The 25,136-nt window shown below is 49.8% G+C and carries 22 protein-coding genes; 5 read left to right on the forward strand and 17 right to left on the reverse strand.

Annotated features, from left to right (window positions below):
- Positions 1-90: 90 nt before the first annotated feature.
- From H6F90_RS04175 to purC, 10 genes are all read right to left on the reverse strand, one after another.
- Complete coding sequence (locus H6F90_RS04175; protein ID WP_190550513.1) at positions 91-1,596, reverse strand: anthranilate synthase component I; 1,506 nt, start codon at positions 1,594-1,596, stop codon at positions 91-93.
- A 15-nt stretch (positions 1,597-1,611) separates the two neighbouring features.
- A complete protein-coding gene (locus H6F90_RS04180) occupies positions 1,612-2,637 on the reverse strand; it encodes an energy-coupling factor transporter transmembrane protein EcfT (RefSeq protein ID WP_190550515.1) in 1,026 nt (341 codons plus the stop codon).
- Positions 2,638-2,673: 36 nt separating this feature from the next.
- Positions 2,674-4,035: a ribosome biogenesis GTPase Der gene (der, locus tag H6F90_RS04185; RefSeq protein ID WP_190431754.1), complete on the reverse strand. Its 1,362-nt coding sequence runs from the start codon at positions 4,033-4,035 to the stop codon at positions 2,674-2,676.
- 174 nt (positions 4,036-4,209) lie between these two features.
- Entirely contained in the window at positions 4,210-4,416 is a 207-nt protein-coding gene (locus H6F90_RS04190) for a hypothetical protein (RefSeq protein WP_190431753.1), read from the reverse strand.
- Between the two features lie 139 nt (positions 4,417-4,555).
- The gene (gene lpxB / locus H6F90_RS04195; RefSeq protein WP_199295705.1) at positions 4,556-5,821 is read right to left on the reverse strand and encodes a lipid-A-disaccharide synthase; all 1,266 of its coding nucleotides are present in this window, start codon (positions 5,819-5,821) and stop codon (positions 4,556-4,558) included.
- A 3-nt stretch (positions 5,822-5,824) separates the two neighbouring features.
- On the reverse strand, positions 5,825-6,655 hold the full coding sequence (gene lpxA / locus H6F90_RS04200; RefSeq protein WP_348228503.1) for an acyl-ACP--UDP-N-acetylglucosamine O-acyltransferase: 831 nt from the start codon (positions 6,653-6,655) through the stop codon (positions 5,825-5,827).
- Positions 6,656-6,701: 46 nt separating this feature from the next.
- Positions 6,702-7,130 carry a 3-hydroxyacyl-ACP dehydratase FabZ gene (gene fabZ, locus H6F90_RS04205; RefSeq protein WP_370527435.1) on the reverse strand — a complete coding sequence of 143 codons (429 nt, stop codon included), beginning with the start codon at positions 7,128-7,130 and terminating at the stop codon, positions 6,702-6,704.
- Positions 7,131-7,319: 189 nt separating this feature from the next.
- Positions 7,320-8,231: a UDP-3-O-acyl-N-acetylglucosamine deacetylase gene (lpxC, locus tag H6F90_RS04210; RefSeq protein WP_190550519.1), complete on the reverse strand. Its 912-nt coding sequence runs from the start codon at positions 8,229-8,231 to the stop codon at positions 7,320-7,322.
- A 24-nt stretch (positions 8,232-8,255) separates the two neighbouring features.
- Entirely contained in the window at positions 8,256-10,664 is a 2,409-nt protein-coding gene (locus H6F90_RS04215; protein WP_242024326.1) for a BamA/TamA family outer membrane protein, read from the reverse strand.
- 120 nt (positions 10,665-10,784) lie between these two features.
- Positions 10,785-11,543, reverse strand: coding sequence for a phosphoribosylaminoimidazolesuccinocarboxamide synthase (gene purC / locus H6F90_RS04220; protein WP_190550521.1), 759 nt, complete (start codon positions 11,541-11,543; stop codon positions 10,785-10,787).
- A gap of 990 nt (positions 11,544-12,533) precedes the next feature.
- Here purC and H6F90_RS04225 point away from each other — a divergent pair.
- Positions 12,534-13,217: a response regulator transcription factor gene (locus tag H6F90_RS04225; RefSeq protein WP_190431747.1), complete on the forward strand. Its 684-nt coding sequence runs from the start codon at positions 12,534-12,536 to the stop codon at positions 13,215-13,217.
- A 20-nt stretch (positions 13,218-13,237) separates the two neighbouring features.
- Here H6F90_RS04225 and H6F90_RS04230 read toward each other — a convergent pair whose 3' ends face one another.
- A complete protein-coding gene (locus H6F90_RS04230; RefSeq protein WP_190550523.1) occupies positions 13,238-13,744 on the reverse strand; it encodes a low molecular weight protein-tyrosine-phosphatase in 507 nt (168 codons plus the stop codon).
- 383 nt (positions 13,745-14,127) lie between these two features.
- On the opposite strand from H6F90_RS04230, the gene H6F90_RS04235 reads away from it, so the two are divergent.
- The gene (locus H6F90_RS04235) at positions 14,128-15,498 is read left to right on the forward strand and encodes an SGNH/GDSL hydrolase family protein (protein ID WP_190550525.1); all 1,371 of its coding nucleotides are present in this window, start codon (positions 14,128-14,130) and stop codon (positions 15,496-15,498) included.
- A 167-nt stretch (positions 15,499-15,665) separates the two neighbouring features.
- Here the strand turns inward: H6F90_RS04235 and H6F90_RS04240 are convergent, their stop codons facing one another.
- From H6F90_RS04240 to murC, 3 genes are all read right to left on the reverse strand, one after another.
- Positions 15,666-16,010 (reverse strand): YbaB/EbfC family nucleoid-associated protein, encoded by a 345-nt coding sequence (locus H6F90_RS04240; RefSeq protein ID WP_190431744.1) that lies wholly within the window; start codon positions 16,008-16,010, stop codon positions 15,666-15,668.
- Between the two features lie 380 nt (positions 16,011-16,390).
- Positions 16,391-17,410 carry a UDP-N-acetylmuramate dehydrogenase gene (murB, locus tag H6F90_RS04245; RefSeq protein WP_190431743.1) on the reverse strand — a complete coding sequence of 340 codons (1,020 nt, stop codon included), beginning with the start codon at positions 17,408-17,410 and terminating at the stop codon, positions 16,391-16,393.
- Positions 17,411-17,545: 135 nt separating this feature from the next.
- Positions 17,546-19,117, reverse strand: coding sequence for a UDP-N-acetylmuramate--L-alanine ligase (gene murC / locus H6F90_RS04250; protein WP_190550527.1), 1,572 nt, complete (start codon positions 19,115-19,117; stop codon positions 17,546-17,548).
- A gap of 508 nt (positions 19,118-19,625) precedes the next feature.
- Between murC and nadD the strand changes: the two genes are divergently transcribed.
- The 3 genes from nadD to H6F90_RS04265 all read left to right on the forward strand — a co-directional run bounded on the left by nadD (position 19,626) and on the right by H6F90_RS04265 (position 22,255).
- On the forward strand, positions 19,626-20,321 hold the full coding sequence (nadD, locus tag H6F90_RS04255; protein ID WP_190550529.1) for a nicotinate (nicotinamide) nucleotide adenylyltransferase: 696 nt from the start codon (positions 19,626-19,628) through the stop codon (positions 20,319-20,321).
- A gap of 399 nt (positions 20,322-20,720) precedes the next feature.
- Positions 20,721-21,734 (forward strand): type I glyceraldehyde-3-phosphate dehydrogenase, encoded by a 1,014-nt coding sequence (locus H6F90_RS04260; protein ID WP_190431740.1) that lies wholly within the window; start codon positions 20,721-20,723, stop codon positions 21,732-21,734.
- A 185-nt stretch (positions 21,735-21,919) separates the two neighbouring features.
- Positions 21,920-22,255 (forward strand): cupin domain-containing protein, encoded by a 336-nt coding sequence (locus H6F90_RS04265; RefSeq protein ID WP_190550531.1) that lies wholly within the window; start codon positions 21,920-21,922, stop codon positions 22,253-22,255.
- Here the strand turns inward: H6F90_RS04265 and thiL are convergent.
- The 3 genes from thiL to H6F90_RS04280 form a co-directional block, all read right to left on the reverse strand.
- The gene (gene thiL / locus H6F90_RS04270) at positions 22,252-23,310 is read right to left on the reverse strand and encodes a thiamine-phosphate kinase (RefSeq protein WP_190550533.1); all 1,059 of its coding nucleotides are present in this window, start codon (positions 23,308-23,310) and stop codon (positions 22,252-22,254) included. The two genes, H6F90_RS04265 and thiL, sit on opposite strands and share 4 nt — an antisense overlap.
- Positions 23,311-23,371: 61 nt before the next feature.
- Entirely contained in the window at positions 23,372-23,677 is a 306-nt protein-coding gene (locus H6F90_RS04275; protein ID WP_190431737.1) for a hypothetical protein, read from the reverse strand.
- A gap of 82 nt (positions 23,678-23,759) precedes the next feature.
- Entirely contained in the window at positions 23,760-24,890 is a 1,131-nt protein-coding gene (locus H6F90_RS04280; protein WP_190550535.1) for a peptidylprolyl isomerase, read from the reverse strand.
- Between the last annotated feature and the right edge of the window lie 246 nt (positions 24,891-25,136).

Raw genomic sequence — 25,136 nt, forward strand, 5'->3', positions numbered from 1 at the left:
GGAGAAACTGTGCCCTTTTGCTACCAAAACTGGGCCTGCTATCGGTTAGCACAGTTTTGGTTAGCAGAGTTTTTGCCACAGACTTCTGATTTAGGAGCTGGTTTCAGCCTGTAATTCTACAAGTCGTAATGCTGCTAACTGGGCTTGCGCTTTGTGCAGCGACTCATACCACTCTCGTTCCGGATTGCTATCGGCTACAATCCCCGCTCCCACTTGGCCCCAGACCTTGAAACTTTGAGCTGGGTTACTTTGTGGAAGGCGATCGCTTTTGGTGACTAATAAGGTCCGAATCAAGATATTCAGGTCGAGGTGACCACGCCAATCTAAGTAGCCGCAGGAACCATAGAACAAGCTGCGCCGCACAGGTTCCAACTCTTCAATGATTTCCATACAGCGAACTTTAGGACAGCCCGTAATTGTGCCGCCAGGAAACACTCCCCGAATCAAATCGATGCTGTTGTATCCAGGCTGGAGAGTACCAATCACGTTACTCACCAAATGCATGACGTGGCTGTAGTACTCAATCGTGAGCAGTTCATTCACCGCCACCGAACCCCATTCGCAAACTCGGCCTAAATCATTGCGCTCCAAATCAACCAGCATGATGTGTTCCGCTTGTTCCTTGACGCTGGCTAGTAGTTCTTGCTGCTGCGCTTGGTCTTGTTCGGGCGTTGTGCCCCGCGATCGCGTCCCGGCGATCGGTCGCGTTTGAGCTTGTCGCCCCTGCAATTGCACGAGTCGCTCCGGAGAACAACTGACAACATCTCCCCAGGGAGTCTGCCAATAGCTGGCAAAAGGAGAAGGATTTACTTGCTGTAAGGCGCGGTAAAGCGACCAACTATCGCCCGTCAAGGCTGCTTCAAAGCGTACCGAAAGATTAGTCTGAAAGATGTCTCCAGCCGTAATGTAGCTCTTGGCTTTGAGAACTGCGGCTTCGTAATCAGCTTGAGCCGTATGAAATTTAGGCAGGAGGGAGGGAGCTGTTAGCGGTGCATTTTGACTCAGGCTTAGCGATTTGTAGTTCCCAGCCTCGTGCTTGAGGGCCAATTGCTCCTCCAATTGATCCAGCTGCGGCTCCTGAGTTGCAGCTAACCAGAGAGTTTGCTCCCAATGGTCTAAAACTGCAAAGCAGTCTGGCTCGTACCAATAAGCCACGGGAAACGGCAGCGCATCTGATTTGAGCTGGGGTAAATGCTCAATTTCCCAAGCTAAGTCGTAACCCAACCAACCCAACCAACCTCCCGTAAATGGCAAAGCATCTGGGCGCGATCGCTCATCCGCTAAACCAAAGTTCTGGCGTTGTAGCAGTTGCTCCAGAAATGGCAAAATATTGCCCACCTCAGGCGTCCAAAGCTGCAATTGGCCATCCACCACACGGGGAGCACCAGCACAAATTGAGTAACGGGCTTGAGCTTGCTGCAAAGCACTAGGAGCACCTAGATTACTCAATGGGTAAGGGCTTTCTAAGAGGGTGGCGATCGCAGATTCAGAAGTGGCTTGAGTGGTGGGCTGATGGAATAAGGCAGCGAAGATTTGCGAACCAGTGCGGTCTGCTAAGGGGAGCGATCGCCAATACCAAGGTTGAATTGGATGCATAGTGAGGTACGACGACTATGAAACTTCCGATCCCCAAATCAAACGGGCTCCCCACAAGCCTAACAGCGCTAACAAGGCCAACCAATCACCACGGCCCAGTCGTAGTTGATGCCACTGCACCCGATGCTGGTTAGGGCTAGTAAAGCCGCGCACTTTCATCGCACTAGCAATCTGCTCTGCTCGTAGCAACAAATTTTCTAATAGCCGCTCCGCGATTAACATCCAAACTTGAATCGCCCCACGAAACCCTAACTTTTTCCAGTTAATCGCCCGAGTCCGCACAGAGCGAATCAAATTTTGCACCTCTTCCAGCACCAACGGAATAAACCGGAGTGACAAAGTTAGGGTTAACACAATCTCGGTGACAGGCCAGTTCAAGCGGCGCAGCGGTCGCATCAAAGTTTCTAAACCAGCGGTAATTTCCTCAGGCGCGGTAGTGAGCAGAAATAGATTCGTGCTGTAAATCAAGGTAAACAGCAAAGTGCTGACCCGAACTCCTAAGTCCAGCGATCGCCGCGTCACCAAAAATGGTTTTTGCTTAAACAGCACATAGTTATAAGCCGTAGGCTGCGGTAAAGACTCAGTCAGAGCCTGCTGACCGGACTGTTGCGCAGATTGGCGTTCACCGTTGGCATCAGCCGAGTCTCTGGTCAGCCAGCGGCGAGGATCGAGCCATACAGGGCGTTGTGCTGTTGCTGGAGTCGCAGGTTGCTGGGCAAAGGCTAGCTCATTGGCGGGTAGGCGAGGTTGCTGCTCCGCACTCAACCCATCTGGGGCGATCGCAGTCAGCAAAAAGACAAAGAAGCCCAGCATCAATAACCAAGCCATTTGCTGCCGCCAAACCCGAAACGGAATCATCGCTATCAAGGTGAGTAGGACTAATACCACCACCAAGAACAAGCGCCAGAGGGGATTTGCTAGGAGAGGGGCCAGCAAAAAACTCATTAACCAAGCTAGCTTGACGCGGGGATCAAGCTTATGGAGCCAAGTTTGCGGTTGTTCCAGGTACAGTCCTAATGGCAGCGATCGCAGCAGATCCATTCGATTTGGGGGATGAAACTCTCAATCACTTCATTGTTAAACACGAGTGGCCCGGTTAGCGCTACCCCGCTCCATTTCTCGCACCTTCTTGCTCCGCCAAATCATGCGGATTGGCGTACCGGTAAATCCCAAACTCTCGCGAAATTGTCGCTCAATATAACGGCGATAGTTGTCATTGAACAACTTAGCTTCATTCACAAACAGCGCGATCGTAGGTGGCTGCGTACTAACTTGAGTGCCGTAATAAATTCTGCCCTGCCGACCTTGGCGCGTGGTTGGAGGCGAATGCCAATTCCCAGCCTCCTCCAAAACCTCATTAATCACTGAGGTCGTCACCCGCCGTTTATGCTGCTCAGCAGCTGTATTCACCAGTTCTAGAATCTTCTCAACTCGCTGCCCTGTCTCAGCACTGACAAAGATCAACGGTGCCCATTCGGTAAACTGCAAGCGGCTTTTAACTTGCTCCCCGTAGTCATAAATGGTGTAAGCGTCTTTTTCGACTGCATCCCATTTGTTAACCACAATAATGCAAGCTCGCCCTTCATCTGCAATTCGACCTGCGAGTTTCTGGTCTTGCTCAGTCACGCCATCTAGGGCATCAAGCACCATCAAGACGACATCAGCTCGACGAATGGCTTTGAAAGCGCGGTTGATGCTGAAAAATTCTGGACCGTACTCAATATGCTTTTTCTTGCGAATGCCAGCCGTATCAATTAAGCGATAAGTTTGGCCTTCTCGTTCCACGACTGTGTCAATGCTGTCGCGAGTCGTACCAGAAATGGGGCTAACAATGGCGCGATTTTCACCGACGAAGGCATTAAGTAAGCTTGACTTGCCGACATTAGGCCGCCCCACGATCGCCACTTTGATCTCTGAGGTTTCTGGCAATTCCTCCTGTGGTGGCAGATGCTTCAGCGCTTCATCTAAGAGATCGCCAGTACCGTTACCGTGAATGCCAGAAACAGGATAAGGCTCACCCAAACCTAAACTCCAAAACTGAGCGGCTTGAGCCATTCCTTGCTCTGGAGACTCACACTTATTGACAGTCAGCAACACAGGTACAGACTGTTGCCGCAACCAGGTAGCAATTTCCTCATCAGCTGTAGTAGGGCCTTCTTGACCATCTACTACGAAAATCGCCACACTGGCCTCGGCTAAAGCCGCCATCGCTTGTTGCCGAATTAGCGGCAAAAATTCAGTGTCGTCATCAAAGATTAAGCCGCCTGTATCGACCACCAAAAATTCGCGATCGCGCCAGTAAGCGGGTTGGTAGGTGCGATCGCGTGTGACACCGGGCTCGTCAAAAACAATCGCGCCCTTCGTTTCGGCCAAACGGTTCACAATCGTTGACTTGCCCACGTTCGGACGACCAAGAATAGCAACAATAGGCAAGGACATAAGGCGATCGCACTCAAATAATTTGTGGAGTCTAAACTTCTATTCTAAGGGCTGCGACCCATTGTTGCTCTATCTGTGATATGTTGCCCTACGCGGTAACGGGCTCACTTAGCTGGAGCAGGTTGAATGTAGTAGCTGAACCCTCTGAAGCCAAGTTTTTAGAAAGTCAAAATTTTAAGCCACCTCTGCGATTTGCAAGAGGCCGTGGCGAATCCCATACAAGACGCGATCAATTAAGACTTTGTCCGATTCTTGAGCCGCTCTGGCCGTAGACAGAGTAATCAGCCATCGATACTCTGTTGCAGTCAAGCTACCACACAAGAAAATACTGCCAATCAATTCTTCTAAATCAGACGCTTGGGAAAGCACTAAAGACTGCATAGCGGCTAGGCAAACGTTGAATTGCCAACATTAAATGACGATTCCAGAGTGCCTCGTGGTGGTTACATTTGGCACCGAGCGATCACGGATATTTTCCTACTAGCAATTTAGTCCGCTCCATAGATTCCGCTGCTAGCAGTCAGGAGAGTAATGCATTGGTGGGCAAGAGTTGCAAAATCTCTTGGGCAGCGCGATCGCAGACTCCGACTTCCCCAACCGCTTGGCGCATGGCTTGGTAGTTATCCAAAGTCTGTTGCCGCCGTACCGGATTGAGTAATAACTCCAAACCCGCTTGGGCAATGTTGTCTGGGGTGGCCTGGTCTTGCAGAAACTCTGGGACTACAGACCGCATTTCTACCAAGTTAGGCGGCGACATGAACGGGATGGAAAATTTGAGAATATGGCGAGCAATCCAAGCGGTAACAGCACCAACTCGATAGAGGACAACCTGGGGGACATTCAGGAGGGCAATTTCCAGGTTAACCGTACCCGATTTTCCAATAGCCAGATCAGCTGCCGCGATCGCTCGCAATGTGATGGATTCCTCAAATTTAGAATTACTGGTTTGTCCTGCCAATACAGTAGCCCGCAGTCCATACTGTTGAATCGCCTGTTCGATGGGCGAACGGTAAGCTTCCAAAGAGACGGGAATCCAAAAATGAGCCTGAGGCAGTTGAGCTTGAATTTGTTGAGCTGCCTGGAAAATCACGGGCATCAAATACTTCAGTTCTTGACGACGGGAGGCAGGGAGCAGGGCGATCGCAATTTGATCATCTGGAATTCCTAGGGCTTGCCTAGCACTGGCGCGATCGGGAGCAGCTTGCATCCGATCCACCAAGGGATGTCCCACCCAGCTCACCTTGGCTCCATGCTCGGCAAAATAGCGGGCTTCTTCTGGAAAGATTGCTAAGAGGCGATCGGTGATATTCACAATTCGCGCCGTATTGCGCGGGCTGAGCGACCAAACCCACTCTTGAGGCGCAATGAAGTAAGCGATCGGCACTTGGGGCAAATGCTGCCGTACATAGCTGCCTATGGCCACGTTGGGGCCGAGGTAGTCAATCAAGACCACTAAATCAGGGGGATATTGGCGCAAGTACTGTTTAGCTCGTCGCTGAATTTGTAGCGTCGGCCAAATATAGGGCAATGATTCTAAGAGGCCCACAGACCCAATGGCTGTGGTGTTGCCTAAAAGCGTCGCCCCCGCTTGCGCCATGCGATCGCCGCCAAGGGCCAAAATTTCTAGCTCAATCCCCAGAGCTTGCGCTTGCCGCTTCAGGGCCGTGACCAGCAGCGCCCCCTGAAGATCACCAGAAACTTCACCTGTGCTAATAAACAGGCGAATATTCCGGGAAGCAGCAGGAGTCTCTGCGATCGCGCTCCCCTGATTGGTTGGTTCACCCATGGGTCAGTCTCCGCTCCTCGTACCTTTGAGCCGCCCCGGAGTGGGACCACGCCGCCCTTCTAACTGCGAGAGTTGCAGAAACCGACAGAGATGCTGTAGGTGTTCATTCTCAGGCAACAGCTCTAATTTTTCTAATGCCTGCTCTAGAGTTAAGCCAGAACGATAGAGTAAGCGAAACGCCTTTTTTAAAGACTGAAACACTTGCCCATCGGCTAAATCTACGATGCCAGCCCGTTTTAAGCCCACTTGGTTGAGGGTTCTGACGCGGATGGGGTTGCCCTCCACCAGCATATAGGGAGGGATATCTCTAGTGACTCGGCTCATGCCACCGACCATGGCTAGCCGCCCTACATGCACAAACTGGTGAATACCACCCACACCGCCAATTACTGCCCGTGACTCAATGTGGACATGTCCCCCCAGAGAGACAGCATTGGAAATAATCACGTTGTCTTCAACCACGCAGTTGTGCCCAACGTGAACATAGGCCATCAGCAGATTGCCACTTCCAATCACTGTGACTTCGTCGGCCCGTGTCGCTCGATTAATGGTGACGAACTCACGAATGCGGTTGTCATCACCAATTTGCACTAAGCTCACGGAGCCGTCATATTTCAGGTCTTGGGGCTCTAGACCGATCGCGGCTCCCGGAAAAATGTGATTGCGAGCCCCAATCTCCGTCCGACCATCTAGGACTACATGCGGACCAATGACGGTATCAGGGCCGACTTTGACTTGTGGCCCAATCACGGCATAAGGCCCTACTTGCACAGTCGAGTGCAATTGAGCATCTGGATGAATAACTGCTGTTGGATGAATCAGTGTTGTAGTCAAGGGCGCGCCTCCAGGCACCATCCCAAAAGTTTAAGAGTACAGAGCATTAGTCCACCAAGGAAAACATGAGTTCGCCTTCGGCTACTAGCTGACCATCTACTTCAGCTCGGCCCTGCATCTTACCAAAACGACGTCGCTTCACGCACAGCAGTTCCACTGTCAAGATCAACTGGTCTCCTGGAGTCACAGGACGACGGAAACGAACTTTATCGATGCCTGCAAACAGGAACAATCCGCCCTGCACGTCCGACATTTGAGTCAGGACCACGCCGCCTACTTGGGCCATTGCTTCTACGATCAAGACACCAGGCATGATCGGTCTTCCAGGAAAGTGCCCCTGAAAGTGGGGTTCGTTAAAGGTGACATTTTTGATCCCAACAGCTCGCTCCCCTGGTACATACTCGATAATGCGATCGACTAGGGAGAAGGGATAACGATGAGGCAGGAGCTTGTGAATGTCCTCAATTGCCAAAATGGGCTTGGTTGAGTCAGAGGATTTGGTGCTCCCATTGGCCTGTGCCTCCACATGGCTAGGGGCATCAGTGGTGTTGAGATCAGTCAAGGTGGACATGGGTAGTTTTGCCAGTAGTGAAGGATGTGATGCGCTTTCCAGTCAGGCAGCTATTTGGATCGAGATACAAGATTCCAGACAAAATCACCAGATTCATCCTTCATCTCTCATCCTTTGAGCTATCAACTGTGTCAGTTGGGTGTGTAAGTGATGGCTAGCTTTGTAAGCCAAAATGTGAGCCTGGGGAAATAAATTTAACAAACTTAAATCCCCTACTAAATCTAAAAGTTTATGACGCGCTGGCTCATTTGAAAATCTTAAGGGAGGGTTAAGCCATCCTTCAGTTCCACAAACTAAGGCATTTTCTAGGCTGCCACCTTTAATTAAACCATTGGCTTGTAAGTGTTCAATTTGGTGCGCCAAGCCAAAGGTACGAGCCGCTGCGATCGCCTCAGCAAAATTTTCTTGGTTCGGAGACCAACTGTGCCACTGATTGCCGATGGCAGGTAAATCAAAGTCAATGCCATAAGTAAATCGCAACGCTGGGGCTGGCAATGCTGCCACAAACGCATCGCCCTGGTAAACCCAAATGGGTTCGCTCAAGGTGTAGGTTTGCCTAGCTGCTGTTTGAGCAACAATGCCTGCTTGGGCGATCGCTTCTACCCAGCTCTGAGCGGAGCCATCGAGTAGGGGAACTTCAGGACCATCAATTTCAATCCGGACATTATCAACTCCCAGACCCGCCAAAGCTGCTAGCAGATGCTCTACCGTTCTGACTTTAGCTTCTCCCTGGGCCAGTTCTGTAGACAGCGTTGTTTCATGCACCGATGTCACAGATGCAGCAACCTCAGGGGCGTTTGCTAAATCGACCCGGACAAAGACGCGACCTTGATTTTCAGCAGCAGGCAACACTCGCACCTGAGTTTTTAGCCCCAGGTGCAAACCTACTCCAGAACAAACAAACTCATTTTTCAAGGTCTGCTGTTGTCCAGAAGTTAGCGCTACAGGGGCCGATAGCGGACTCGGTGATGCTGATAGCGGGACGTTTTTAGGCTCTGAAAGCATCGTGACCTTGAATGGATGGTAACTTTAGAACCGTTCTCCAATACCGAAGTGCAGACGACTGTTGCCGTCATCATTAAAGCCGTAATCAATTCGGATTGGGCCTAAAGGTGATTGAATTCTGACGCCTACACCATATCCTAAACCACTACCAGGTTTACCCCGAACGCCCGCCGGATCTCCAGGAACGCTGGAGCCAGAACCTAGATCAGTAGCGTAGTCTAGAAATAGTGCCCCACCTAGAATGGAGAAAAGCGGGAAGCGATACTCAGCGGTGGCTTGAATAAAGCTACGACCACTCCCGACATCGCCTTCATCAAAGCCTCGCACCGAGTTACTACCGCCTAAAGCGAACGCCTCATAAGGAGGTAAATCGCCAATGACTGTACCTGCTTGGACGTTAAAAGCCAGCGCTTCTGGACCTGCCGCAAACTTGGTGTAATCGACTGGAATGTAGTAGCTGTAGCTACCCCGGAGGCGATTGAAGAAAATGCCACCAATCGGGATCGATTGCTCAGTGCCAAACCGTAAAAGAGAACCGCTGGTAGGCCGCAGTCGATTGTTCCGGCGATCGCGGACTAAGCCCAGTTGAGCCGTGAGCAAATTATCTGATCCGTCATCACTAAAGCTGAGTTGATTCCCTAGTTCATCGAATGGGGTGATCTCTCGATCCGAGTCACGAACTGAGACGCGCTGGTATTGCAAACCAGCTGAAGCGGTCCATTCAGAATCGGCAAAAACATCACGGCTGAGTGGACGGGTAAAGGTAATACCACCGCCCAAACGGTCAATCCGGGGGCGATCGCCGTTAGGCAATTCCACTTCCGGTTCGCCCCCGTCAAAGATTAAAGAGAGCGATCGGCGGTTGAAAACATTGAGCGTGTAGGAAGTTCGGTAAGGATCACCCGCAATCCAAGGGTCCGTAAAGCTGACATCAAACAGCAACTCCCGCTGGCCTACCTGCACTTCAGCATTGAATTTTTGGTTATTGCCACCCAAGTTTTGCTGTTGGTAGCTCACACTACCAAATAAGCCACTGGCAGAACTAATACCTAGGGCCGCTCCAGCAGAGCCCGTGCTGCGCTCAGTGACATTGGCAACCACGACTACTTTGCGGGGGTCTTGCCCCGGATTGAGAGACAGCCGCACATCTTCAAAAATCCCTAGGCCATAGACGCGCTGTAAGTCCTTCTCAGCCTGAGTCCGGTTAAACACATCTCCTGGCTTGAGGGCAAACTCACGGGTGATGATAAAGTCGCGAGTACGGCCTCGAACGGGCTCACCCTCATCGTTGGTTTCCTCACCGTCTTTGTTCAGGAACTTAACCTGAACATCTTCAACCACGCCTTCAGCCACGGCTAGAGTCACCGTGCCGTTTTCCGCCACCTGGGGCGTATCAATCACTTGGGCCAGGACATAACCTTTGTCTTGGTACCACTTATTGACTTCTTTGACGCCTTCTTGGAAGCGACGCAAGTTGAGAATACTACCGTACTGCTCCTTAAAAATGTCATCGACGACGCTTTGGGGCAGAACTTGATTGCCCTCTACCCGTACAGAATTCAGAACTGGATTCGCTTGGACATCAAAGGTGACACGAACCCCTAGCGGTGTATCTGAGGGATTGGCTCGCACGCTAGAGAAGAATCCGGTAGCGAACACAGCATTAATGTCTTCTTGCAATTGCGATCGCGTGGTTGTCCGTCCCGGGCGAGTCCGAATCGCGTTGTAAACTTCGTCCTCTAGTTCTCCGGTGACACCTTGAACCACCACTTCGGCGACTAAAACGCGGGGTTCTGCTTGCTCAGGGGCAGCTTGAGTTTCTCCGTTGGTGCCATCCTCAGCTCCATTGGCTGGGGTGGTCGGAGTTGTCGGAGTTTGGGGAGGAAGGTTGAAATCAATACTTGGACCAGGCGCTGGTGTTCCATCCAGTTGAATTTCGTTGGGCGTTTCTTGCTCTGGAGTCGCCGTTCCTGGGGGTGGCCCACCTGGTGCAGGGGGCGTTTCTTGAGTGGAGTCCAACTCTATGTTAGTTGGCGTAATTTCGGTGGGCGCAATCTCAGTTGGTGTGGTCTCGGTAGGCGTTTCAGTAGGTGAAGTCGGCGACGAGGTAGGAGCTTGAGCCCGAAACTCGGCTGGAAAAACTTCCGGTTCACTAACGGTTGGCACTACAACGCTATTACTAGCCAATACAGCCCCTGGCTTTGCCGTCTCCAAACTAATCGCGATCGCGGGTAATGAAGCTGGCTTCAAGACTTCTGCTGCCGCAGTTGGGCTGGTAGCAACAACCTTGACATCCTTAGAGGACTCGACCCCTGCTTTCGTAGGTGCAGAGGTTTGCCCTCTGGCAGGAGTAGACAGGTTCAAGGTTGCTGAAGCGGCAATAATTGCTACTAAGACCGGAGATAAGCGCATTGTGTTCACGTGATTTGGCATTTCCACACACCAGGCTCTAACTTAGGCTGGCCTAAGTTGTTAAAGACATCAGGGAATTGGGTTGAGAAGGGAATCCCGCTAAACCAAGCAAATGGGGAAATTCTACCCCATTCGTGACTCTCACTCTTGCACTGGTTCTTGAACTAGTGGCTGAACTGGCTGGTTAAGCACCCGTTCTAGCACCCTTTGGTAAGCACCTTCCACATCGCCTAAGTCACGCCGGAAGCGGTCTTTATCCATCACCCGACGGTCTGGATCAGTTTCCCCTTGGTCCCAAAGCCGACAAGTATCTGGGCTAATTTCGTCAGCCAAGAGAATTTGCTGATTGCGGTCTAAGCCAAACTCCAACTTGAAGTCCACCAGAGTAATGCCACACTGCTGAAAAAAAGCTGATAGTAGCTCGTTAATCCGCAGCGCCATTTGTTGGAGCTGGTCTAGCTGTTCCGGCGTAGCCAGTTCTAGCAACAAAAGGCGATCGCGAGTCAGCAGTGGGTCCCCTAGAGCATCGTTCTTGTAGTAGAACTCCACGAGGGGCTGCTTCAAAACCGCACCCAATTCCAACCCAGTTTGTTGACAGAGGCTCCCGGCTGCAATGTTCCTGACTACCACTTCTAGAGGAATAATTTTTACCGCCTTGACTCGCATATCTTCAGCGGTGGGGCGATCGATAAAGTGGGTAGGGATACTGTTGGCTTCTAGCAGCTGAAACAGATGACTAGAGATAGCAGCGTTGATTTCACCTTTACCAGCAATTTGTCCCCGCTTTTGGGCATTAAATGCCGTCGCGTCGTTCTTAAAGTGGGTGAGAAAAACATCGGGATCATCGGTGGCGTAGACAATTTTAGCTTTGCCTTCGTAGAGCTTTTGGCGCGCAAACATGAGCAGAATCAGGTTGAAAATCAATACTTGCTAGAAGCAAGCTTCACCATTCTATCTTTGAGTGGTTATTTTCCACGCTGATAGTTCAAAATCCATTTTATATCTATCTAAACTGCAAAAGTGCATCTCTTTTCCTGGAGTAATCAATACTCCAGTTTGTTAGTATTTTTTGGTATTTATTGAATCGATTAAACTTTTAACGTAGTGCAACATAGTTTAACTAGTCTGGGTTTCAGCCAGCGCCCACCTCTACTTAATTTAGGACCAAAGACCATTCTCTGACCCATCACAAAACTGCTCTATATCCCACGGCACTAAGTTTTATTCAGTGCTGAGCAAGGATACATCCTAGGAATTTTTGACTAAAATCTCTTTTGTACAAGATTGGCCCAGAACAGCAGCGAAAAGTGTTGGAGTTGCAGGTAGTCACCCTTAAAGATGAAGCAAGAATGTGGCGTTTGCGTCAAAATTTACTTTGACCTGTGCTCACTGGACAGCCAGAGCCAAACCCGATGCAAAGGCTAAAGCTCAGCTAAGATTTCTGGGATCAAAGGCTAAGATAAAGTAACGAATCGCCTTGAGTCTCACGTTGTTCCGTTGCTCTTGACTGATCCCAACGGCTTTCCACAGGCAAATAGAACTCGGAATGCCTAAGGCTGAAAGCAATAAAGGGCAAGCTTGATACAATCTCTGCAAAGACGACCCAAATCATTCAAGACAAAGAGATACAATTCAGGTAGTTGTGGTTTGTAATTTGAGATACGGATTGGTTAAGTGCTCTCTGGGAGAGCGATCGCTGGAGTTCAGGAAACTGCATCTGAGGGCTCAGTCTCATTTCGGCATAATCAGCTTCCACTCAGTATCCTTAATAGTAGGAAAACCACTTTGATTGCTTTAAACTCACTCTCTGTGATTATTTTTTAGTATCGTAGGCCCATCTTTAAAGAGCTGTATTTGTCCTAACCCTAAGCGTTCATGTGCTAGCTACCCATGCCTTTGATGATTCTTGTTGCTGATGATGATATCGGTACTCGCCTGTCCATCAGCGATTATCTCGAACTCTCTGGTTATTCAGTCGTTGCGGCTGAGAATGGTCAGGAGGCGCTAGCGCTGGTTGATGAGTACCAGCCTCATCTGATTGTGACCGATATTACCATGCCTCGGATGGATGGCTACGAGCTAGTCAGACGAGTTCGACAAAAGGTAGAGTTTCGACTGTTGCCTGTTATTTTTCTCACGGCTCGCACTGATATTCAAGAACGCATTCGGGGCTATCAGCTAGGGTGCGATCTGTACTTACCCAAACCCTTCGACTTGGATGAATTGGGAGCCGTCGTTCGCAACTTGCTAGAGCGATCGCAGATGATTCAAGCGGAAATGATTCATGCTGAGTGGCGATCGCGACATCAAGAGGCAGAGCTTTCAGCCGAAAAGACCAATGCAACTGCTAAGTTTACCCCCACGCCAGCGCTCTCAACGGTGAGCTTGACGGAGCGAGAGCAAGAAGTGCTGCAACTCTTGGCGGATGGTCTGTCAAATATTCAAATTGGTCATCGCCTCCACCTCAGCCCTCGTACGGTGGAAAAACATGTCAGCAGCTTATTACGCAAAACTGAAACTAATAACCGGGCGGAGTTAGTTCGGTTTGTGATGGAACACGGGTTGATGCACTGAAACTCTCTAAACTTTTTCTCCTAGGGTTGGAGTTTAGAGGTGGGAGCAGCCAATTTTTGGGTTGTCACCAGATGCTGCACCAAGCCGCCACAAGCATCCAATAGCAGATCGATCACGTGATTAAAACCTTCCGTGCCCCCGTAGTAGGGATCGGGAACTTCCCGCTCTGGATACTGCGTGCAAAAATCACACATCAAGCGCACGCGATCGCGATACACTCCAGTTGAATCAAGCGCCAGAATATCGTGATAGTTTTCTTGATCCATCGCCAAGATCAAGTCAAACGCTTCAAAATCTGATTTTTGAAATTGTCGAGCTTGACCTTTAAGGGCAATCCCTCGCTGCTTTGCGGCTGCGGTCATGCGGCGATCGGGCACACTGCCAATGTGATAACTCGAAGTTCCAGCAGAATCACAAACAATTTCATGTCCCAACCCTGCTTGCTCAATTAGGTGGTTCATGATGTTTTCTGCCGAGGGCGAGCGGCAGATGTTACCCAGACAAACGAAGAGCAGTTTGTAAGACATGTCTGTAGTCGAGGTTGGTTGGGCGATCGCTGTCAGCGTAATCGATAACCGCCATCAGCCTCAATAGCTTATCAGAACCGTAGCGCCTGTTCGAAAAAGTTGATTCGGGGTGCTACTATCGGTCGTTTCCCATTGCCTTGGCGCTCAAGACTCCAATTCATGCTTGCGTCTGTGATTCCTACTGGGTCTTTCCGGTTTCAGAGCAGCAACCCTTGCAGAGGTATGGATAACTGCCGGGAACTTAGATCAAACCTTGACCTTCTGGCCCTAGGGGTGTAACTCTTCTTGAATGTGCAATTTCGGACTACAGTGTTTGCTGACAGCAATTCGCTCCACCAGGCAAGCACGGGTCACTACTATTGGTATTACGAGGAAAGTACTTGATGTTTAGGCCTAGCCGTAGATCTGCTTACCGGAAACAACGTCGGCTCTCTTGGCCCCTGATCACCTTACTCACACTGCCTCTTGTGCTCATTGTCCTAGAGTTTTTAGTCCGCACCTTTGTCGGTGTGACAGGGCAAAGTAATGAATTGGCAGCTTATCAGGGTAAACCAACCAAAGCCACAGCCTACGGCCTTAGGTTTCTGGATGCGAGTCAGCAGCCTTATGATGGTTTGCCAATCGCAGGACAGCTAGCAGCAAAGCCTAGTTTAGCGACGGGCTATAAACTCGTCGGTAAACAGCAAAGTCAGTTTTGGCGGATTAACGAGCAAGGGTTTCGCAGCGATCGCCCTGTACCCATTGCTAAACCCAAAGGTGAAACACGAATTTTTCTGTTAGGTGGCTCTACTGCCTTTGGGCAAATGAGTTCGACTAACCAAACTACATTTGCCCATAAGTTGGAAGCCAGCCTCAATCAGCAAGTAGCGCAGCAAAAACGCAACCCAGAAAAATTCCGCCCTGACGTTTTACCGTACTACAAAGAAGAAGTTGACAAAGCTCTAACGTTGCCGCCCCGGATTCGCGACGGGCAATATCGCGTGATTAATGCCGCTGTCCCTGGTTATGCTTCTGGTAACGAGGTAGCTCAGCTAGCAATGCAAGTGCTGACGTATCAACCCGACATCATTGTGGTTGTGGACGGATACCGAGACTTGCTGCTACCCAGCACTGAAGAAGGAGTGACCATCCCTGGAGCCGAAGCACTACTAGAAGATGCGCCACGTCACTTTTATACGCACCTCACCCAGCAGTTGAGTAATTTATTTACTCAGTCTTATTTAGTTAAAGGAATTCAATACTGGTTGATTAAGCCTCAGCCTTCAGTAGATGAACTCAGCTTGGTAGCTGCTAACAATAATGCTCCCTTAGTTGAACAACTCTCCAGTGAGCCAACCGAGGTGGAGCGGCGAGCTGAGCGTTACCGCAGCCATCTCCAGCAAATGGCCCGACTCGCAACCGCTGCCAAAATCCCTTTAATTGTGGCAGTTCAACCAGAAGTTACCAGTCGAACTGGCAAAAACCGCTCTTCAGAAGAAGCCAAAATTCAGCAGACTCTAGGAGCTACCTACAGCCAACGGGTCAAAGCAGGTTATACCGAAATCGAGCAAGCAGCACTACAAGTTCAGAAAGAATTTCCCAAAACCGTCACCACGCTGAACCTCTACAATCTTTATAACAACTTCCCCAGCCAAGCTTTTGTAGATACAGTCCATCTCACTGATGAAGCCAACACTGTTCTCGCCAAACGGCTCTATGGCACGATCGCTAAGTTACTTAACGTCCCCGTTCAACCCAACCCTTCTCCTTACTAAATTTGAAGGCCCGCCATTCAAGAGAGACTGAGCAGTCACAGACTTAGCATTGGCAAGAGCATCGATAAGGGCGATCGCAACTTTTCAAGGTCAAAACAACAAAACCGGGCAAAGAGCAGACATAAACTGCTTGCCCGGATTGAATTGGACTCTTAAATGCTGTTGATTTAGAGGCCAGGTAGGTTCAGACCACCTGTCAACTCTTCCATTTTCTCGCGCATGGTGGCTGTGGACTTGTTGTAAGCATCCTTCATGGCAGCAGTCACCAAGTCAGAAACCACCTCAGCGCCTTCCCCTAGCACATCGGCTGAAATTTCTACTCGCCGGGGCTCTTGGTTGCCACTGAGGACCACCTTCACCATGCCCCCACCCGCTTGTCCTTCAATTTCCATTTTCTCCAAATCTTCTTGGAGTTGTTTGGCACCCTCTTGTACTTGTTGTGCCTTCTTGAATGCTTCGGTCAGCTCTTTCATTTTGCCCAGACCGAAGCCAAATCCCTGTCCTTTGCTCATAACGTTTAGATTGGGTACGAGTTGTTTGTCTAATTAGGTTGTTCCTAGTCTCTGCTATTCTGCCACTCTCACTGTCTCTTTGGCAGACTTTTGCCTAACCCAGCCTGAAGCTTGATTCTTTCCAGAAAACTTTCAAGCCACAGAAGCCAACCTAGGGTAAGGCTGTGAATCAGCTTAGCCACCTCAGGATTGCATGGCGAGTGCTGGTGACTGTACCTCTTAAAGCCTTCACCTAAGTTAACATTACAGCCGCTGGATTTTCATGACTCCTTAGAAGCAATTTTGTTAGAGCTACAATTTTCTGAAGTCTTCAGCAGACAACTAAGCAGAAGCATCAAGCTAAACAGTAGCCTTGCAGCCATGTCTAGCCATCAGCCAGTTTAGGCGAGTTGAAACTCTCCTAGCATTTTCACTTCTGGCTCTAAGCGCAATGACCAATGTTGTTCTACTTGTTGCTGCACATAGCGAATCAGCTGAAAAATGTCGTAGGCAGTCGCACCACCACAGTTAAGAATGAAGTTGGCATGGCGCTGAGCAACTTGCGCTCCCCCAATCCGATGTCCTTTCAATCCTGCTTGTTCAATTAGCCAACCAGCGGTTTGGGGTCCAGGATTGCGGAATACACTTCCACAACTAGGGAGGTGATAAGGCTGACTAGTCTGGCGCTGCTTTAAGTGAGTGGTTGTAGCTGCCATTACCTGAGCGGGATCAGCTCCTGGTTTTAATTGCAGCGTTGCTTGGGTGACTAAGCGGCGATCGCCTTGCAGCGCTGAGGTGCGGTAGTTGAAACCCAAATCGCCAGGTAAAAGGATTTCTGTCGTGCCATTGGGTAAAAGCACATGAGCATTGACTAAAACATCAGCAGTGCAATCTCCGTGTGCTCCTGCGTTCATCACCACTGCACCGCCTAGAGTGCCTGGAATTCCCACCGCCCATTCCAGACCTTCCCAACCCCGCTCTGCAGCTTGCCAAGCTAGACGGACTAGTGGTTCTCCGGCCCCAGCCGTGATTTGACCTGTTTCGGCATCAAAGTGAGCGTGGCGAAAATGCCTGGTGCAAATGACCAAACCGGGTAAACCGCGATCGCTGACCAACAAGTTGGACCCTGCTCCCAGCAAGGTAACAGGCAACCCCTCTTGGTTAGCCCAATCGATGCTGGCTTGCATTTCCTCTGCTCGTCTCGGAGAAACAAACCATTCTGCGGGTCCTCCCACTCGAAAAGAGGTGAAGGGTGCTAAGGAGACTTGAGGTTTAATCAGACACTCGGTAGCGGGCAAGCGAATCGGTGAGTATTTCAAGGGATCAGGCTTGGGGGGAGCAGCCTCAGTTTTGGGTGGGATGTTTGGTGTGATAAAGGTGGAAGGCTTCAGAATGCTAGGCGGATCTTGGGAAAGAGTCATGATGGTCCAACTGCTCCATGCCTACGGGCCTAAGATGAAAGACTGGTTTCCGCTTCTCCAGGTTGTGGCCAACCCTGGTACAGCAATCTTTCATTCATCGTGAAACTGCTATGCGGTGATGGTTCATAGTGAACATCAGAAAGAGGTTTGGTCGCACCTTTCTTGAGATATGCTTTTTGCGGCACGCTCCTGAAAGGCCATTAGTTCCGGGATAATTTGGTTTAAGTTACCAGCCCCCAGAAATAAAGCCAAGTCTCTTGGTTGCAGCGTTTGTTCCAAAAAGCTTTGGACTGCTGCCAACGAAGGTTGAAAAACCACGTGAGCATGGTGGGCCGCGATCGCATCTACGACCTGTTGACCCGTCAGATTATCTGGTTGGGCTTCTCCGGCAGCGTAGATGTCTGTCACTACAACTACATCCGCATCCTGAAAAGATTCAGCAAACTCTGCCAGAAAAGTTTGAGTGCGGCTGTAGCGGTGGGGTTGAAATACAGCAACGACTCGCCTCTGGTGCGCCGTGGGCAGCTCGGTCGCCTGTAGATGAGCGGCTGCTAGAGTGGCTCGAATTTCGCTCGGATGATGAGCGTAGTCATCGACAAATAAAACTTCGTTGTATTCACCGCGATATTCAAAGCGACGGCGAGCGCCTTCAAAAGTCGCGATCGCTGGAGCTATCTGGGCAAAGTCTAGGTTTAGAAGTCGGCCCACAGCAACTGCTGCCAACGCATTACTCAGGTTGTGCTGGCCCAACAGTTTGAGGCTGAGTTCTCCCAGTAATTCACCCCGTTCCCAGACTTGAGCCTTGGTCCCATTTGCCTGATAGGTGACGCAGTCTACCGTGTAGTCAGCACCCGATTCTCGATGCAAGCTATAGGTAATGGCTGGTTGGAGCGCATCTCGAACCGTGGCACAATCGATGCAACCGATTAAGGTCTTGCAGTGGCTAGCAAAGGTTTTGAATGTTGAAATCACCTCGTCTAACGTGCTGTAGTGATCCGGGTGATCCAATTCAATATTAGTGATAATGCCAATCTGAGACGAGAATTTCACGAGAGAGCCATCCGACTCATCCGCCTCAGCCACTAAGTAGGGTCCTTCTCCTAAGCGGGCGTTGCCTTCCCAAGCTTTCACCTCTCCCCCCACTACAATCGTGGGGTCCAAGCCTGTTTCCAGCAACAAATGGCCAATCATACTGCTGGTCGTGGTTTTACCATGAGTTCCAGCAACGGAAATACTTTGGTAATCCTGGATTAAGGCCGCTAGGAGATCAGAGCGATGAAAAATCGGACAACCTAACTCTAGAGCGGCGCGGTACTCTGCATTCGCTGGGTTAATTGCTGTGGAACAAATTACCTGAGGCAACAGGGCAGTATCGGCATTACTAGATACTTTGCTAGTGGTGGACAGGGTTTCTTTCGCTCCCCCCCCATTTTTCCCATTCGCCGCGATCGCCACAACTGCTGCTGGCAATGCGTCGCTTTTAGATGATTCAGCTTGTCGAAAAAACTCTAAATTCGTGGCATCTTGGCTCCAGAAAATGTGCGCTCCTAAATCCTGTAAGCGCTGAGTAATGTGATTTAACCGAATATCTGAGCCAGAAACAGGTAGCCTACGCTTTGCCAGAACGTAAGCGAGGGCCGACATTCCAATTCCACCGATTCCAATGAAATGAAATGGCCTCCCGCTGAAATCAACAGAATTCAGCATTTTAGCTCCTTACACACCACACCACACCAATAACACGCGATATCATATCAAGAATTGCTTTTTAGCGATACAGTCCGCCAAGCATTTACTTCTTTAGAGAAAGAACGTCTTTTCGAAACTTTATCACTCTAAATTAGTTGTTCCGACTGCTCCCATTTAAGGGATTTTTTTGTCCTGGGACTGTTTTTATCTTTACTCGCCTAGGGCGTTATAGATCCGGAAATCTCCTGAAAAAACATCGTGAGAATCAACTTTCCAGGTTGATAGCGAGTTGATCTCGATCAAGATGATTCGCTATAAGAATTCTTCAGTAATTTCTAGGAATTCCGCGATTTTTCATCAAATCTTCTGCATCCTACATCTAGCCTTTATAGTTGCAACTAGGGTTTGTACGGAGATCAGTCACTGCATTGAGCTGGCATCACGATTGCAGCAACGTAGTGTTACAGAACGGTGACTGAGTTTGAGATCCAAGCGAATTGACGCTGAGAAAAGCAGCCAGTTTAGCATGCAAAAAGTGGCAATTTTGGGTGGAACGTTTGACCCAATTCATTGGGGGCATTTGGTCATGGCTGAGGCAGCATTGCAGCAAGCCGCTCTTGACCAAGTGATTTGGGTGCCAACCCGCGTAGCACCGCACAAAGCTCAGCAACTCGGATTGAGTTTTGAGCATCGACTGCAAATGGTGCAACAAGCGATCGCCGATCATCCCGCTTTTACTGTCACCCAGGTTGAGGCTAATCGGGTGGGGCCTTCTTTTGCCATCACAACTCTGCAAGCTTTACAAGAACTTCATCTACAAGTTCAGTGGTACTGGATTATTGGTTTAGATGCCTTCCGAACTTTGCCACGCTGGTATGACCACGCCGAATTAGCTGCGACTTGTGAGTGGTTAGTTGCGCCTCGCTCTCAACCTTCTAATTCCTGTAGTTCAGATTCCTGTGGTTCAGGCAATGATTTAACGACTCCAACGACTGAACTGGGTTGGACTGCAGAAATGATCGCTAGCTGTGAGCAAGTTATTGCGGTCATGGCTCAGCAATCTATTGCCATCCGCTGGCAGCGTCTCCCTATGCCTGTTGTGGGTGTCTCTTCGAGCTTGATTCGCCAATATTGCCGAGAGCAACGCTCTATTCGCTATCTAGTTCCAGAGGCAGTTAGAACTTACATCACTGGCTATCAGCTTTATCAGAACCATGACTAAGCGCGATCGCCGAATCAAAATTCAAAGCTTATTGCTTGGTCGGGTTTTGTTGTGCAAGACAACGGTTTTTTAGGTCATAGCTTCGCCACTTGTTTCTAGCAGTCTCAGTAATCAAGCCAATTTTGCCGCTTTTGTCCCTGAGATCTCTACAAGCACAAAATAGGTTGAGATCCTGAATCAACGTTGTCTGAAATTCAAGAAAGCTTGGCAAAGAAACGACTGGGAATGGAAATTGGTAAATTCTCAGTTAAATCCGGAAAATTTCTTGAATTCACTCATTTATTAAAATTTTTAGCGGGTGCTGGGGAACGGATTGGGAGTTCGAAATAGGCATCCTTTGCGATATGATCTGGGTCATTACTCGCTATCCGACTTTAGTAATACAGAGGGCAAGACGCAGTGATTAGAGTAGCGATCAACGGCTTTGGACGCATCGGACGTAACTTCATGCGATGCTGGATCGGCAGAGAAAATAGCCACATTGAAGTAGTCGCTATTAACGATACCTCTGACCCAAAAACCAATGCCCACCTGCTCAGATATGACACCATGTTGGGCAAATTCGACGCTGATATCAGCGCGGATGACAACTCCATCACTGTTAATGGCAAAATTGTCAAGTGTGTATCTGACCGTAACCCAGAAAACCTGCCTTGGGCAGCCTGGGATATTGATTTGGTTATTGAATCCACTGGCGTCTTTACTAGCCGTGACGGAGCTTCTAAGCACTTGAAAGCTGGTGCAAAGAAAGTATTGATTACAGCTCCTGGCAAAGGGGATGATGGCACCTTCGTCGTGGGTGTCAACGACAAAGACTACGACCCTGTCAAGCATGTCATTATCAGTAACGCGAGCTGCACCACTAACTGTTTAGCCCCTGTTGCCAAGGTTTTGCATGAAAACTTCGGCATCGTCAAAGGCACCATGACCACCACCCACAGCTACACTGGGGACCAGCGGTTGTTGGATGCTAGCCACCGGGATCTACGCCGCGCACGGGCTGCTGCAATGAACATTGTGCCAACCACCACTGGTGCGGCTAAAGCGGTAGCGCTGGTTCTACCCGAACTCAAAGGTAAACTCAACGGTATTGCTCTGCGCGTCCCTACCCCCAACGTTTCCATTGTGGACTTGGTCGTAGAAGTTGAGAAGAACACGATCGCTGAGCAAGTCAATGAAGTGATGAAGGCTGCCTCTGAGGGTGCGCTAAAAGGTATCTTGGCGTATAGCGATCTGCCTCTGGTTTCTACCGATTACCGGGGTACTGACGCTTCCTCCATCGTGGATGCTGAGCTGACTATGGTGATGGGCGGCAACATGGTAAAAGTTGTCGCTTGGTATGACAACGAGTGGGGTTATAGCCAACGTGTGGTTGACCTAGCTGAAACCGTGGGCGAGAAATGGCAAGGCTAGACAGACGCTGATGCGTTCTAGCCCAGTACTTGGCGCGATCGCTCTCACCTAAAATTAGAGTTTAGAGGTGCAGCGATTCGTCAAGCGATCGCAACTCCATCTGCTGAAGCAACTGTTATCTACATTCAGATCTGGGACGTTCGATAAGAGCGTCCTTTTTTGTAGCAACTAGCAATTAAGCCTGTATGAAACTGACCACTCTCAACCAGCTACCTGAAGAACAGGTTTCTCATAACCCAGCGATTAAGAAGAAAGTAATGCTGCGGTTGAACGATCTGCCCCACTTGATCAACTTTGCTCAGGCCTACTTTGCTCCGGGGCAAGTTGCTACAGCGCATGCCCATAAGGATATGTGTGAAGTTTTTTTTGTCGAAGCTGGCTCAGGTGTGATTCAAATTGATGGGCAGGAACATCTGCTGCAACCAGGCACTTGTATTGCCGTGGAACCTGGGGAAGTGCACGAAATTGTAAACAACGGCTCTATCAACTTAGTCTTGACTTACTTCGGCTTAGGCGCCTAGAAATGTTGGAAGCCCTTTTGTAGAGCCAGTGTCTCATCAGGCTCATGCCCCGCAGCGTCAATCAGTAAAACTTCAGGCTCCTTAGTTATCGTCCCCACAATCGCGGCTCCTAGCTCTAACTGCTCAACCAAAGCTTGGGCTACTGCTTGCTCTAGACACAAAACCAATTCAAAATCTTCTCCCCCATATAACGCCCATTGCATCGCTTGTTCAGAGCTAACCCAACGAGTTAAAGCGGGCGGAATGGGAATTTGGCTCCGCTCAACCCTGGCACCCACCCCACTCATCCGGCAAATTTGCACGATCGCGTCGGCAAGACCATCACTGCTATCCATGCCAGCGATTCTGAAAGGAGAGGAAAGCAAGGATGAGGGATGAGGGATGGGGAAGGAAGGAAGAAGGTAAGGCAGAATATCGAGGCGAGGGTTGGGGCGTTGGTGAGCTTGAATGAGATAGGTGCGATCGCTCTCACTAAGCTCCTGACCTAGCTCAGGATGGAGTAGCAGTTCTAGACCTGCTCTAGAAGCACCATGCCAACCTGTCGCGACGATCGCATCTCCGGGTTGTGCGGTAGAGCGGCGGATTACCTGATGTGGTGCTACTTGACCGAAGGCAGTAATAGCTAGGGTCAGAATTGGCGATCGCGTAATGTCTCCACCTACAATTGGAGTCTTGAATCGCTGTAAGCAAGCAGTTAAACCTTGATAAATCTCTTCAATCCAGACGACAGGCGTCTCTCCCGGAGCACTCAAACCCACTGTAATGCCCAGCGGTGCTGCTCCCATCGCGGCTAAATCTGAGAGATTTGCGGCGGCGGCTCGCCAACCGACATCTGCTGGAGAAGTTGTATAAACACCTGGAGATGCAAGACCAACGCTAAAATGTACCCCGTCTACTAATACATCCGTTGTAATCACCAGATCGAGTTGTGGGTGCGTCTGGAGCACAGCAGCATCATCACCGACAATTCCTTCAGGACAAAAGCGCTGCAAGCGTTGCAGTAATGCTTGTTCTCCTAAATCTTGGACTTTCAACCTGGATAAATCGTTACTCACAGGTCGTGTCTGGCACTAGGGTCTGGTTTAGCAATTGATGTTTCACGAAGGACGCAAGTAATTAGCGTGCTGCATCACTCGGACGCAGTTTGGGAAAGCGATAGAAAGTATCACCGTCAGCATCTACTTCTGGGGTAGCGGTCAATACCTGCGCTTGGTGCTCTAGAAATTGTCGAGCCAATTCTGGATCTACTTTAGCTGCTGCCACCAGTTGAATCAGTGAAATATAGCCGTTTCCTGCTCCCAGTTGTTGGTAGAAAGCATTTCTCAGCCGTTGCTGTTGCTGCTCACGCTGCATTGAGTTGACCAGCAGGAGCACCACAAAAACACCCAAAGCGATCGCAAACACCAACTCGATGAGGACCATAAATGCAGTTCCTAGGGGCTACACAAGCAACAGGTAGAAAAGCTGTTTCACTCAACTCTTCTACCCACAGCATAACTAGTCCTCAAGCAGACTTAGGCTGGACCAGATTCTCTGCTCCCTTCATCACTTTGGCCGAGGTGATTTTGTCTCCAGCTTTCAGTTCGTCTAAAACATCCTTGCCTTCGGTCACGTAACCAAAAATTGAGTACCGACCATCCAGCAAATTCAAGCCGGCGGGTGTAAGTTCTGGCTCAAACAGGAAGAAGAAGAACTGGGACGATCCACCATTTGGATCATCACCGGGGCGAGCTAAAGCTAAAGCCCCAAAAGCGGAGAAGGGTAGTACTGGCAAATCTTTATAGCGGCCTGCATCTTCTAAGGTAATGCCGTAGGTGGGGGCATCATCTCCTTGAACCAAGACTTCGAGAGGCACCGCGCGGTACTTGCCAGTCGCGGGATCAATAAAGCCTTCCGCTGGTCCGGGTGGATCTCCAATTTGCAGCACATAAGAATCTTCAGCACGGGTGAACTCTAAGCCATCGTAGAAACCCCGTTGTACTAGATCAACAAAGTCTCCAGCGGTCACAGGAGCGCTATAGCCATCCACAACTACCGTTAGGGGGCCTTTGCTCGTTTCCACAACTACTGTGGCTCGCCCTTTTAGTTGAGGCAAGTTACTGTACTCTGTTGGCACTTCAAAGGGGAATTCCTGTACCATCGCCTCCTCTAACTCACTCACATGATTGAGTAGTTCGGCTTGCTTCTGGCGAATTTGCTCTTTATCTTTAGACTCAGCCGCTGCTTGTAAATCAACAGCTTCTTGCTGCATTTCTGCGATCAGAGCCTCGGCTTGCTGCTGGTGGTCGGGAGGAATACTGGCGAGTAAAGCAGCTTGGTTTTTCTGAAGAATGGAAGCTGCTTTATTTGCATCCCTAGAAATAGCTCCCCAACGGCGATTGGCTCGCAGTTGGGTAGTAATGTCTTCCAGGCTGGTTTGGACGTTTCTAATATCTTTGTTATTGATGGGCAAGGCATAGCGCAATAACGCCTTACCGTCTGTAATTGCGTTCCCAGCAGGCAATCGGCTCACGCGATCGGCGGCCCATGCTGCTGGACTAAAGCTGACAGCAAGCGTCATCAGCAGGAACGCTAAGAGGCCTAGCTTTAGCCAGCTCTGGTGTGAAGTGAGCCGCGAACGATTTAAATGAAGCATAAACTCATCCCCGTGTGCCTTGTACTGGTTCCGGTGCGATTAATCTAGTCATGGAAATTCCATTTTTAATCTTGCCACAGTGTTTCGCCTAGAAGCTCTAGAGAGATTCAGAGGTAGATCCCAATCTGGAGCACTGGCAAGCTGGTTTTGATCTTTGATATATAGCAATCTCACAACCTACAACCTTATAAATCATTTAGGAATGCTATAGATCGGCAGTTTGCACAACTTCTGGAAGGGGGGTAC

This window comes from Trichocoleus sp. FACHB-591, from assembly GCF_014695845.1.
Lineage (GTDB): Bacteria > Cyanobacteriota > Cyanobacteriia > FACHB-46 > FACHB-46 > Trichocoleus.

Bases quoted from the DNA above. Each gene is read 5' to 3' on its own strand.
- H6F90_RS04175 (WP_190550513.1), bottom strand. From the start codon at position 1,596: ATGCATCCAATTCAACCTTGGTATTGGCGATCGCTCCCCTTAGCAGAC.
- H6F90_RS04180 (WP_190550515.1), bottom strand. From the start codon at position 2,637: ATGGATCTGCTGCGATCGCTGCCATTAGGACTGTACCTGGAACAACCG.
- der (WP_190431754.1), bottom strand. From the start codon at position 4,035: ATGTCCTTGCCTATTGTTGCTATTCTTGGTCGTCCGAACGTGGGCAAG.
- H6F90_RS04190 (WP_190431753.1), bottom strand. From the start codon at position 4,416: ATGCAGTCTTTAGTGCTTTCCCAAGCGTCTGATTTAGAAGAATTGATT.
- lpxB (WP_199295705.1), bottom strand. From the start codon at position 5,821: ATGGGTGAACCAACCAATCAGGGGAGCGCGATCGCAGAGACTCCTGCT.
- lpxC (WP_190550519.1), bottom strand. From the start codon at position 8,231: ATGCTTTCAGAGCCTAAAAACGTCCCGCTATCAGCATCACCGAGTCCG.
- H6F90_RS04215 (WP_242024326.1), bottom strand. From the start codon at position 10,664: ATGCCAAATCACGTGAACACAATGCGCTTATCTCCGGTCTTAGTAGCA.
- purC (WP_190550521.1), bottom strand. From the start codon at position 11,543: ATGTTTGCGCGCCAAAAGCTCTACGAAGGCAAAGCTAAAATTGTCTAC.
- H6F90_RS04225 (WP_190431747.1), top strand. From the start codon at position 12,534: ATGCCTTTGATGATTCTTGTTGCTGATGATGATATCGGTACTCGCCTG.
- H6F90_RS04230 (WP_190550523.1), bottom strand. From the start codon at position 13,744: ATGTCTTACAAACTGCTCTTCGTTTGTCTGGGTAACATCTGCCGCTCG.
- H6F90_RS04235 (WP_190550525.1), top strand. From the start codon at position 14,128: ATGTTTAGGCCTAGCCGTAGATCTGCTTACCGGAAACAACGTCGGCTC.
- H6F90_RS04240 (WP_190431744.1), bottom strand. From the start codon at position 16,010: ATGAGCAAAGGACAGGGATTTGGCTTCGGTCTGGGCAAAATGAAAGAG.
- murB (WP_190431743.1), bottom strand. From the start codon at position 17,410: ATGACTCTTTCCCAAGATCCGCCTAGCATTCTGAAGCCTTCCACCTTT.
- murC (WP_190550527.1), bottom strand. From the start codon at position 19,117: ATGCTGAATTCTGTTGATTTCAGCGGGAGGCCATTTCATTTCATTGGA.
- nadD (WP_190550529.1), top strand. From the start codon at position 19,626: ATGCAAAAAGTGGCAATTTTGGGTGGAACGTTTGACCCAATTCATTGG.
- H6F90_RS04265 (WP_190550531.1), top strand. From the start codon at position 21,920: ATGAAACTGACCACTCTCAACCAGCTACCTGAAGAACAGGTTTCTCAT.
- H6F90_RS04275 (WP_190431737.1), bottom strand. From the start codon at position 23,677: ATGGTCCTCATCGAGTTGGTGTTTGCGATCGCTTTGGGTGTTTTTGTG.
- H6F90_RS04280 (WP_190550535.1), bottom strand. From the start codon at position 24,890: ATGCTTCATTTAAATCGTTCGCGGCTCACTTCACACCAGAGCTGGCTA.